The organism is Paraburkholderia ribeironis (assembly GCF_900019265.1).
Taxonomy (GTDB): domain Bacteria; phylum Pseudomonadota; class Gammaproteobacteria; order Burkholderiales; family Burkholderiaceae; genus Paraburkholderia; species Paraburkholderia ribeironis.
On record NZ_CYGX02000038.1, the window covers coordinates 15,597 to 26,849 of the forward strand.

Below are 11,253 nucleotides of genomic sequence, written 5' to 3' on the forward strand. Positions count from 1 at the left end.
AAGGCGATGACCGGATTATACGGACAGCATGTGCTCGACCAATTCGATCCAGTGCGCGACCGGCGTCGACGTGCCGCTTTGCAGATGCGCAATGCAGCCGACGTTCGCTGACACGATCACCTGCGGCTCCTGCGCCTGCAGCCGATCGAGCTTCTGGTCGCGCAGCGCGTACGAGAGCCTCGGCTGCGTCAGCGAGTAGGTACCGGCCGAGCCGCAGCAAAGATGACTATCGGCGGGCAGGCGCACTTCGACGCCGAGCGCGCTCAGCAGTTGCTCGACCTTGCCGCGCACCTGCTGGCCATGCTGCAGCGTGCAGGGCGGATGAAACGCGACCGTGTGCACCGAGCGGCGGCGCGTGACCGCGGTCAGCGCTTCTTCGAAGTCCGGCAGGATCTCCGCGATGTCACGCGTCAATTCGACGATGCGGTGTGCCTTCTCCGCGTACACCGGATCGTGGCGCAACAGGTGCGCGTATTCCTTGACCGTCGCGCCGCAGCCGGACGCGTTCATCACGATCGCCTCGACGCCCTGTTCGACGTATGGCCACCATGCGTCGATGTTGGCGCGCATGTCGTCGAGCGCTTCATCGTTGTAGCCCAGATGCAGACGGATCGCGCCGCAGCAGCCGGCATCGGCGGCGATCACGGTTTCCACGCCGAGCGCATCGAGTACCCGCGCGGTGGCGATGTTGACGTTCGGCATCATCGACGGTTGCACGCAGCCGGCCAGCATCAGCATCTTGCGCGTATGTTTCGCGGTCGGCCATTCGAGTGGGCGTTGCCGCGCGGGCACCTTGTCGCGCAGCTTCTTCGGCAGAACCCTGCGGAAATGCTGGGCGAGGCGCATGGTCGGCGTGAAGATCGCGCTATTCGGCACGGCGCTCGCGAGCAGGCGGCGCAGCAGCCGCTGGCCGGGCGGGCGCGCGACTTTTTCTTCGGTGAGCTTGCGGCCGATTTCGACCAGCCGGCCATATTGCACGCCGGACGGACAGGTCGTCTCGCAGTTGCGGCAGGTCAGGCAGCGATCGAGGTGGAGCTGGGTGCTGCGCGTAACCGGCGCGCCTTCGACCATCTGCTTGATCAGATAGATACGCCCGCGTGGGCCGTCCAATTCGTCGCCGAGCAACTGGTAGGTTGGGCAGGTGGCCGTGCAGAAGCCGCAGTGCACGCATTTATGCAGAATGGCGTCGGCTTCGTCGCCATCGGGCGTATTGCGAATGAAGTCCGCGAGGTTGGTTTGCATCGCGTCGCTCAGAAGTCAGGGTAGAGACGGCCGCGATTGAAGATGCGGGCCGGGTCGAAGGCGTTTTTCAGGCCACGATGAATTTTCATCAGCGGCGCGGGTAGCGGAGTAAACACGCCGGCGCTGCGGTCGTAGCCGTAACCGGTGCGGAAGATGGTGGCATGGCCGCCAGCCTGCTTCGCGCTGATGCGCACGGTTTGCGCGTCGGTGTCGGTGATCCACCAGCGCTGGCCGCCGCCCCATTCCATCAGTTGCGCGCCGGGCAGTTGCAGCGGCTCCGTGATCGATGGCAGCGCCAGACGCCAGAGCGCGGACATCGGCGGGATGGTCGCGAAGAACGAGTCGGTCTGCTCGCGCAAGCCGGCCCAGAAGCGCTCCGCCTCGACCGCATCGACGACCTCGCCGCCGAGCGACGTCCGCGCCGCCTTGACCGCGGCTTCGGCGCCGCCCAGCCGCACCGCGAGCGTGCCGTGACGCCACGCGCTGGCGGTGATCGGCAGTGGCCGGCCGCCCCATTCGTTGAGCTTGCGAACCGCGTCGGTGCCGTTCATATCGAACTTGAGGGTGGCTTCGGCCTGCGGCAGCGGCAGCACCTTGATCGACAATTCGAGGATCAGTCCAAGCGTGCCGAGCGAACCGGCCATCAGGCGCGAAACATCGTAACCGGCCACGTTCTTCACGACCTGGCCGCCGAAATGCAGCTTCTGGCCGTGGCCGTTCATGATGACGGCGCCGAGCACGAAGTCGCGCGCCGCGCCGGCGGCGGCCCGGCGTGGCCCGGCGATGCCGGCGGCGATGCAGCCGCCGAAGGTGGCCTGCGGCCCGAAGTGCGGCGGCTCGAAGGCAAGCATCTGATCGTGCTCGGCGAGCGCGGCTTCGATTTCGAGCAGCGGTGTGCCTGCACGCGCGGTGATGACCAGCTCCGCCGGATCGTACTCAATGATGCCGCGATAAGCGCGCGTGTCGAGGATGTCACCTTCCAGCGTCTGACCATACCAGTCTTTGGTGCCGCCGCCGCGGATGCGCAACGCGCGTCCTTCGGCGCTGGCCGAACGCACGCGTTCCGACCACACGGCGACGATGTCGTCCTCTTCCATGGTGTCCTGCTTCGTTGTAGTTCGATTGATTGTACCGGGCGCTCGCTCGCTGGCAACCAGGAGCGGACCCGCATCGGATAGCCGGGGTGCAGGGACCGGAAAGCCCGCCGATGCGGGCGGCTTATGCGCCTTGCGTATGCGCGCTAGAAGCGCGGCAGCTCGGGGTGCGGCAGCAACCCGCCGCGCACGTGCATCTTGCCGTATTCGGCGCAGCGCGCTCGGGTGGGAATGCCCTTGTCGGGGTTGAGCAGGCCGGGCGCGTCGAAGGCGCGCTTGACCGCGTGGAACGTGTCGCGCTCCTCGGGCGAAAACTGCACGCACATCGAGTTGATCTTCTCGATGCCGACGCCATGCTCGCCCGTTACCGTGCCGCCCAGTTCGACGCACGTTTCGAGGATATCGCTCCCGAACGCTTCGGCCCGATGCCACTCGTCCTGGTCGTTGCCGTTGAACAGGATCAGCGGGTGCATGTTGCCGTCGCCCGCATGGAACACGTTGATGCAGCGCAGGCCGTAGGTTTTCTCCATCGTCTCGATGCGCGCGAGCAGCGGTCCGATACTGCGACGCGGCACCGTGCCGTCCATGCAGTAGTAGTCTGGAGAAATGCGCCCGGCCGCCGGAAACGCATTCTTGCGCCCGGACCAGAAGCGCAGCCGTTCGGCTTCCGAGCGGGAAATCTGGATGCGTGTGGCGCCGCATTCGCGCAGCACCGCGGTCATGCGCACGATTTCGTCGGCGACTTCTTCGGGCGTGCCGTCCGATTCGCACAGCAGGATCGCCGCCGCGTCGAGGTCGTAGCCGGCGTTGACGAATTCCTCGACGGCGCGCGTCGCCGGTTTGTCCATCATCTCGAGACCCGCCGGAATGATGCCCGCGGCGATGATGCCGGCCACCGCCTCACCGCCTTTCACGACGTCGTCGAAACTGGCCATGATGACCTGCGCGGTTTGCGGCTTCGGGATCAGCTTGACGGTGACTTCGGTGACGATCGCAAACATGCCTTCGCTGCCGATCAGCACCGCGAGCAGATCGAGACCCGGCGCGTCGGGCGCGAGCGAGCCGAATTCGACGATCTCGCCTTCCATCGTCACGGCGCGCACCCGCAGCACGTTGTGCACGGTGAGGCCGTACTTGAGGCAATGCACGCCGCCGGAGTTCTCCGAGACGTTGCCGCCGATCGTGCAGGCGATCTGCGACGACGGGTCCGGTGCGTAGTAGAGACCATACGGCGCGGCGGCTTCGGAAATCGCCAGATTGCGCACGCCCGGCTGCACCGTGGCGGTTCGCGCATATGAATCGACTTCGACGATTTTCCTGAAGCGCGCAAGCGACAGCACCACGCCGTGGCGGATCGGCATCGCGCCGCCGGACAAACCGGTGCCCGCGCCGCGCGGCACGATCGGCACGTCGAGACGGTGGCAGATCTGCACGATGCGCTGCACCTGCGATTCCGTCTCCGGCAGCGTGACCGCGAGCGGCAAACGCCGGTATGCGGCGAGGCCGTCGCAATCGTAGGCGACGGTGTCTTCCTCGCGATACAGCAAGCAGTGGGTTGGCAATACGGCCATCAGCGCCTGCACGACTTCGCGCTGGCGCTGGGCGAGTACTTCAGCCGTCAGTTCAGCGGGTGCGTTCATGTGACTTGTCTCCTCGTGCCTTTCGCTCATCCAGACTCTGTTTCGAAACCGGCGCGGCTACCGCCGCAATGCAGCCGCGCGCCTGAATCCGGTTCAAACCGCCCAGGCGAAGATCTTGCCCGGGTTCATCAGATTGCGCGGATCGAGCGCGTGCTTGATCGAGCGCATCGTATCTACGGCGACTTCACCGTGTTCCTCGAGCAGGAAGCCCATCTTGTGCAGGCCGATGCCATGCTCGCCCGTGCAGGTGCCGTCCATGCGCAGCGCGCGTTGCACGATGCGATGGTTCAGACGCTCGGCTTCGGCGAGTTCCTCAGGCTTGTTCGGGTCGATCAGGATTGCGACGTGGAAGTTGCCGTCGCCGACGTGGCCGACGATCGGGCAGGGCAGCGGCGATGCTTTCAGGTCCTGTTCGGTTTCCACCACGCATTCGGCGAGGCGCGAGATCGGCACGCAGACGTCGGTCGTGACGGCACGGCTGCCTGGCTTCAGTTGCAGCATCGCGAAATAAGCGTTGTGACGTGCGTTCCACAGGCGGCTGCGGTCTTCCGGCCGGGTCGCCCATTCGAAGCCTTCGCCCGCATTCTGTGCGGCGATCTGCTGGACCAGTTCAGCCTGCTCTTTCACGCCGGCTTCGGTGCCGTGGAATTCGAAGAACAGCGTGGGCGCTTCGCGTAGCGTCAGATTCGAATGGCGATTGATGGCGCGGATCGCGAGCGAGTCGACGAACTCCACGCGTGCAACGGGCACGCCGATCTGGATCGTTTCGATGACCGCGCGCACCGCATCGCCCATCGACGCAAACGCGCATACCGCCGCCGACACCGCTTCCGGTTGCGGATACAGACGCACGGTGATTTCGGTGATGACGCCAAGCGTGCCTTCCGAGCCGACGAACAGACGCGTGAGGTCGTAACCCGCCGACGACTTGCGGGCCCGCGTGCCGGTTTTGATTACGCGGCCGTCGGCCAGCACGACAGTCAGGCCGAGCACGTTCTCGCGCATCGTGCCGTAGCGCACGGCGTTGGTGCCCGATGCGCGGGTGGCCGACATGCCGCCGATGCTCGCGTCCGCGCCGGGGTCGATCGGGAAAAAGAGCCCCGTGTCGCGCAGCGCTTCGTTCAGCTGCTTGCGCGAGATGCCGGGCTCGACGCTGACGGTGAGGTCTTCGGCGTTGATCGACAGGACACGGTTCATTTCCGACAGATCGATCGACACACCGCCTTGCACAGCCAGCAGGTGTCCTTCGAGCGACGAACCGTTGCCGTAAGGGATGATCGGCACGTTGTACTGGCCGCACAGCTTGACGACGGCTTGTACGTCTTCGGTATTGCGTGCAAAGACGACGGCGTCGGGCAGTTGGGGATCGAACGGTGATTCGTCGCGGCCGTGATGGGCACGCACTGCTTCAGCGACCGACACGCGCTCGCCGAACGCGGCTTTGAGCGCGCTCAGCAATTCGGCGGGAAACGGCCGGCGCAGCGGGGCCGGGAGCACGGGATGATTCACGCTTGTCTCCTGGTATTTGGGGCTCAGCTGGTTTGCAGCAGATGTTTCATTTTACGCCGTTCGCCTGTGGGCCGGTGCGTGAGGCCGGCCATCACTCCTATAATGGCGGCGACTTCACGATGCGCGCAATATGCAAAAACACGGTGGGTCAGTGGCGGGTTTCGCGTCGGTCCGCGCGGTGTGCCGCGCCGTGTGCGGGATTACAGGAGAGATCATGGGCAACCGCTTGAGCAAGATCGCCACGCGCACGGGCGACGACGGCAGCACCGGGCTCGGTGACGGCCGCCGCGTGCGCAAGGACAGCGCGCGCATTGCCGCAATCGGCGATGTCGACGAACTCAATTCGAACCTCGGCGTGCTCTTGTGCGAAACGCTGCCCGACAACGTGCGCGCGGCGCTGGTTGCAATCCAGCACGATCTGTTCGACCTCGGCGGCGAACTGTGCATCCCTGGCCACACGATGATTACCGACAGTCATCTTGCCCAGCTCGACAACTGGCTCGCCGATTACAACGCGGCATTGCCACCGTTGAAGGAATTCATCCTGCCGGGGGGCTCGCGGGCGGCATCGCTTGCGCACGTGTGCCGTACCGTGTGCCGGCGCGCTGAACGGGCGATCGTTGCGTTGGGCGAACACGAGCAGGTCAACGCGGCGCCGCGTCAGTACGTGAACCGGCTGTCCGACTTGCTATTCGTGCTGGCGCGCGTGCTCAATCGCGCGGACGGTGGCACCGATGTGCTGTGGCAGCGCGAGCGCAATGCGAGCTAGAACGCGGCCCGGATCGGCCGCTTGAACGCCGCGGTTGCCATGCCTGCTGAATCTGGGCAATACGCGTTCGACGGTACGTTTGAACGCGTGTGAAAGGACCGCGCGAGGTGGGCGAGGTGGCGGCGCGCGCAAGGATGAATCACGTCGGCATTACCCAACAGCCAGCGTGACCGGTTTGCCGATCCGGCTCATCATTTCGACCAGCGTATCGATCGTGAACTTGCTGGTCTTCTTGTTGACCACGTCGGATACCCGCGGGCGCGACACCATCAGAATTTCGGCAGCCTCGGCCTGCTTCAGATGATGCTGTTCGATCCAGCCGGAGAGCTCGGTCATCAGTTGCTCTTTGAGTAGTCGCGTGTCATTGATCTGCTTTTGCGAGGCGGCGTGCAGGCGCTTCGCCTCTTCGGCGGAAAAGCCAAGTTCGAGAAACAGATTCGTCCCGGGCCTGGTCACGTGACGAATTTTGGTGTCGATCGTCATTTGTTAAGGGTTCCTATCGTTAATGATGGCGCGGTAGCGCGTCTCGGCGATCTTCCGGTCGTGCGGCGTCAGCCTTTGCGTCTTCTTCTGGAAGCAATGCAGTACATACAGCGCTTCGACAAACTTCGTCACATACATCACGCGAAAAATGCCGTCGGCTTCCCTCACGCGAATTTCACGCGTTCCCGCACCGATCGAGTCGAACGGTTTCCAGTCGTCAGGGTCGAGTCCAGCCTGAATTTTGCCCAGCTGAAACCCTGCGCTACGACGCGGTTCTTCGGGAAAGGCGAGCAAATCGTGATAGCTGGAACCTAACCAGCGGATTTCTTTTTCCTGTTGCATAGCCGCCCTTCGTGTACAAAATCTTATACGTAACGTTCCACCCAGTCAAGTCATACGCAACCGGGCGATGAGTTGTTACGGTACAGAGGCGGCTCATGGAGCACCATTCGTCCGTTCGGCCAATAAAAAACCCGGCTCGACGAGCCGGGTTGTCTACGGACCACTGATGACGCAGCCGGGCAGCGCTCAGTTGCCGCTACCGCGGGCGATACGTCGTTGCCTGACCGCATCGGCGAGACCTTCCAGCACCGCCACGCTTTCGTCCCAGCCGATGCATGCATCGGTGATGCTCTGGCCGTACGTCAATGCGCAGCCTTGCTGCAGGTCCTGACGGCCCGCCACCAGGTGCGATTCCACCATCACGCCGACAATCCGTTCGTCGCCCGAAGCAATCTGGCGACCGATGTCCGCGCACACCGGAATCTGGTTCTCGTGCTTCTTCGAACTGTTCGCGTGGCTCGCGTCGATCATCAGGCGCGCAGCGAGACCGGCCTTGCCGATATCCGCGCACGCGGCGTTGACGCTGTCGGCGTCGTAGTTCGGCGTCTTGCCGCCGCGCAGGATGATGTGGCAGTCCTCATTGCCGGCGGTCGACACGATCGCCGAGTGGCCGCCCTTGGTGACCGACAGGAAATGATGCGGTTGCGACGCGGCCTTGATCGCGTCGACGGCGATCTTGACGTTGCCGTCAGTGCCGTTCTTGAAGCCGACCGGGCACGACAGTCCCGATGCGAGTTCGCGGTGCACCTGGGACTCGGTGGTGCGCGCGCCGATCGCCCCCCACGAGATCAGATCGGCGATGTATTGCGGGCTGATCATGTCGAGGTATTCGGTGCCGGCCGGCAGACCGAGTTCGTTGATGTGCAACAGCAACTCGCGGGCGGTGCGCAGGCCTTCGTTGATCTTGAAGCTGTTGTCCATGTGCGGGTCGTTGATGAGACCCTTCCAGCCGACCGTCGTGCGCGGCTTTTCGAAGTACACGCGCATCACGATTTCGAGTTCGCCGGCAAAGCGCTTGCGCTGTTCGATCAGGCGGCCCGCGTATTCCATCGCCGCTTTCGGATCGTGGATCGAGCACGGCCCGATGATGACGATCAGACGGTCTTCCATGCCGTGCAGAATCCGATGCATCGCGTTGCGCGAGTTGTAGATCACGTCGGACACCGTTTCATCGCAGGCGAATTCGCGGATCAGGTGAGCGGGCGGCGTGAGTTCTTTCAATTCGCGGATGCGGACATCGTCGGTGTTGTGCGGGGGCATGTGGTTCTCCTGAAGCGGTTCGTAGCGTGTTCGCGTGGGCAACGAAGGTTGCGATGAAGCAGCGATGCCAAAGCGGACGACAATCAAAAAGGTTTCAACGACAAAACTTCAAAGGCAATTTCTAAGGCGTGAGCCAGACGCGTGAGGCGAAAAAAAACCGCCAGGCTAGCTGGCGGTTTTTCGGGAATTCTCGGTGTTCTGCGTGCACTAACACCCCTCTCGATCCGCCAGCGGTCTGAGATACCAAAAAAAGTAAAAATAAAACTTGGCGGACATGGCGAAATGGGTCGCTGGTCAAAAAGGGTGAGTGACTTTATAACCCGCGCAGGCTCGGCTGACAAGCCGCAATTCGTGAAAATGCGGGAAGTCCGCATACTTCGCGCATTGCGTGCACGAAGTATGCGTTTGCTGCACAATCAGGCAGTACCGCCGACCGTCATTTTCTCGATGCGCAGGGTCGGCTGGCCGACGCCGACCGGCACGCTCTGACCTTCCTTGCCGCACACGCCGACGCCCGAATCGAGCTTCATGTCGTTGCCGATCATCGTGACGTACTTGAGCGATTCCGGGCCGCTGCCGATCAGCGTCGCGCCCTTGACCGGATACGTGATCTTGCCGTTTTCGATCATGTACGCCTCAGAGGCCGAAAACACGAATTTGCCGTTCGTGATGTCGACCTGGCCGCCGCCGAAGTTCACCGCGTACAAACCGTTCTTCACGGACGCGAGAATTTCCTGCGGGTCCTTGTCGCCGTTGAGCATGTACGTGTTGGTCATACGCGGCATCGGCAGCGCTGCATACGACTCGCGGCGCGCGTTGCCGGTGACCGGCATCTTCATGAGCCGCGCGTTCAGCGAGTCCTGGATGTAGCCCTTCAGAATGCCATCCTCGATCAGGGTCGTGCACTGGGTCGGGTTGCCTTCGTCGTCGATATTGAGCGAGCCGCGGCGGTTTGGCAGCGTGCCGTCGTCGACCACCGTGACGCCTCTCGCGGCCACCCGTTCGCCGATCCGTCCCGCGAAGGCCGACGAGCCCTTGCGGTTGAAGTCGCCTTCCAGACCGTGGCCGATCGCTTCGTGCAGCAGCACGCCAGGCCAGCCTGGACCGAGCACCACGGTCATTGCGCCGGCCGGGGCCGGACGGGCTTCGAGGTTCACCAGCGCCGCGTGAACGGCGTCGTCGACATAGCGCGACAGCACTTCGTCGGTGAAATAGGCGTAGTCGAAGCGGCCGCCACCGCCGCCGCTGCCGATTTCGCGGCGGCCGTTCTGCTCGGCGATCACCGTGACCGACACGCGCACCAGCGGCCGGATGTCGGCCGCGAAGCCGCCGTCGCTGCGCGCCACCAGCACGACGTCGTATTCGCCGGCGAGGCCCGCCATCACCTGTTGGATGCGCGGGTCGCGGCCGCGCGCCATCTGTTCGATGCGCTCGAGCAGCTTGACCTTGGCGGTGGCGTCGAGCGAGTGGAGCGGGTCGGCGGGCAGGTACAGATCGCGCCCGGTAATGCCGGTCAGCGACGACGCCACCTTGATCTTCTGCTTGCCGCCGCCCGCCTTGGCGATCGCGCGGGTGGCGATGGCCGCCTGGCGGATCGCCTCGGGCGACAGATCGTCCGAGTAGGCGAACGCGGTGCGCTCGCCCGACACGGCGCGCACGCCGACGCCCTGGTCGATGCTGAAGCTGCCCGACTTCACGATGCCTTCTTCGAGACTCCACGCTTCACTGCGGGTCGCCTGGAAGTACAGGTCCGCGTAGTCGACGCGGTGCGTGAAGATTTCAGCGAGCGTGCGGGTGAGCAGGGATTCGTCGAGACCGTAGGGCGTCAGGAGGATGTCCTTGGCGGTGGCGAGATTACGGATACCGGGTTCGATGATGTTCATGCGAAGTATGTTCTGCTCGATACGAAGGAGTCGGTTGACGCCGGGATCACTTTATATGAGTGAGGGGCGCCGCAGTTTCAATGTCGGTTTCAGCTGAGCACACGATGACGCCAGGCGGGCAGGCTCTGCCGCACTTCGTCGATGCGCGCACGCTCGAGATTGCCGGCGACCACGCCCGCGCCTTCGTCGCGCATCGCGACGATTTCGCCCCACGGGTCGACCAGCATGCTGTGGCCCCAGGTCCGGCGGCCGTTTTCATGTTTGCCGCCTTGCGCCGCGGCCAGCACATAACACTGGTTTTCGACCGCGCGGGCGCGCAGCAGCATCTCCCAATGCGCACGGCCGGTGGTGTAGGTGAAAGCGGACGGCACCACCATCAGCGCGCAGTCGCCCATGCGGCGGTACAGCTCCGGAAAGCGCAGATCGTAGCAGACCGACAGTCCGACGCGCCCAAACGGCGCCTCGAAGCTGCAGACCTCGCCGCCGGGGCGGATGGTGCGCGCCTCGTCGAACGATTCTTCGCCCTTCTCGAAGTTGAACAGGTGAATCTTGTCGTAGCGAGCGGCTTCGTTGCCCGCCGGGTCGAACACCAACGTGGTGTTCAGCACGCGTGATGCCTCGGGTGCCGCGATCGGCAGCGTGCCGCCGATCACCCAGAGCCGGTGGCGGCGGGCGGCATCGGCGAGAAAACGTTGGATCGGACCGTCCTGATAGGTTTCGCGCACGGCCAGCTTGTCCGTGTCCTTGAAACCCATGAAGCAGAAGTATTCGGGCAGCAGCACGAGTTGCGCGCCGTCGGCGGCGGCTTCGGCGATCAGGCGCTGCGCTTGCGCCAGATTGCGGTCGCGATCCGGCGTGCTCACCATCTGCAGCGCGGCGACCCGGAATGTGCTTGCCAATGAACCGCTGTTTGCCGCGGCGGACGGAGAGGAAGAGACGTGTGTGTCGCTCATGAGCGTTTCGGAAAACTCCCGGCAGGGCGGTGGCGCGAACTGCTGGCGCCGCTTACGTCGTTCAGGGCTGGCCCAGGG

10 protein-coding genes are annotated in these 11,253 nt (G+C 64.1%); 1 reads left to right on the forward strand and 9 read right to left on the reverse strand.

Features of this window, described 5'->3' with window-relative positions:
- Positions 1–15 precede the first annotated feature (15 nt).
- From glcF to BN2475_RS17615, 4 genes are all read right to left on the reverse strand, one after another.
- A complete protein-coding gene (glcF, locus tag BN2475_RS17600) occupies positions 16–1,242 on the reverse strand; it encodes a glycolate oxidase subunit GlcF (RefSeq protein WP_094780790.1) in 1,227 nt (408 codons plus the stop codon).
- An 8-nt stretch (positions 1,243–1,250) separates the two neighbouring features.
- Positions 1,251–2,339, reverse strand: a complete 1,089-nt coding sequence (glcE, locus tag BN2475_RS17605; protein WP_094780791.1) for a glycolate oxidase subunit GlcE — start codon at positions 2,337–2,339, stop codon at positions 1,251–1,253.
- Between the two features lie 143 nt (positions 2,340–2,482).
- A complete protein-coding gene (locus tag BN2475_RS17610; protein WP_094780902.1) occupies positions 2,483–3,976 on the reverse strand; it encodes an FAD-linked oxidase C-terminal domain-containing protein in 1,494 nt (497 codons plus the stop codon).
- Positions 3,977–4,069: 93 nt separating this feature from the next.
- A complete protein-coding gene (locus BN2475_RS17615) occupies positions 4,070–5,485 on the reverse strand; it encodes an FAD-linked oxidase C-terminal domain-containing protein (protein ID WP_094780792.1) in 1,416 nt (471 codons plus the stop codon).
- Between the two features lie 214 nt (positions 5,486–5,699).
- Between BN2475_RS17615 and BN2475_RS17620 the strand changes: the two genes are divergently transcribed.
- Positions 5,700–6,254 (forward strand): cob(I)yrinic acid a,c-diamide adenosyltransferase, encoded by a 555-nt coding sequence (locus BN2475_RS17620; RefSeq protein ID WP_094780903.1) that lies wholly within the window; start codon positions 5,700–5,702, stop codon positions 6,252–6,254.
- Between the two features lie 150 nt (positions 6,255–6,404).
- Here the strand turns inward: BN2475_RS17620 and BN2475_RS17625 are convergent, their stop codons facing one another.
- From BN2475_RS17625 to BN2475_RS17645, 5 genes are all read right to left on the reverse strand, one after another.
- Positions 6,405–6,737, reverse strand: coding sequence for a helix-turn-helix domain-containing protein (locus BN2475_RS17625; RefSeq protein ID WP_094780793.1), 333 nt, complete (start codon positions 6,735–6,737; stop codon positions 6,405–6,407).
- 3 nt (positions 6,738–6,740) lie between these two features.
- Positions 6,741–7,079, reverse strand: coding sequence for a type II toxin-antitoxin system RelE/ParE family toxin (locus tag BN2475_RS17630; protein WP_094780794.1), 339 nt, complete (start codon positions 7,077–7,079; stop codon positions 6,741–6,743).
- A 186-nt stretch (positions 7,080–7,265) separates the two neighbouring features.
- Positions 7,266–8,339, reverse strand: coding sequence for a 3-deoxy-7-phosphoheptulonate synthase AroG (aroG, locus tag BN2475_RS17635; protein WP_094780795.1), 1,074 nt, complete (start codon positions 8,337–8,339; stop codon positions 7,266–7,268).
- Positions 8,340–8,755: 416 nt separating this feature from the next.
- Positions 8,756–10,222 carry a metalloprotease TldD gene (gene tldD, locus BN2475_RS17640; protein ID WP_094780796.1) on the reverse strand — a complete coding sequence of 489 codons (1,467 nt, stop codon included), beginning with the start codon at positions 10,220–10,222 and terminating at the stop codon, positions 8,756–8,758.
- An 89-nt stretch (positions 10,223–10,311) separates the two neighbouring features.
- A complete protein-coding gene (locus BN2475_RS17645) occupies positions 10,312–11,175 on the reverse strand; it encodes a carbon-nitrogen hydrolase family protein (RefSeq protein WP_094780797.1) in 864 nt (287 codons plus the stop codon).
- Between the last annotated feature and the right edge of the window lie 78 nt (positions 11,176–11,253).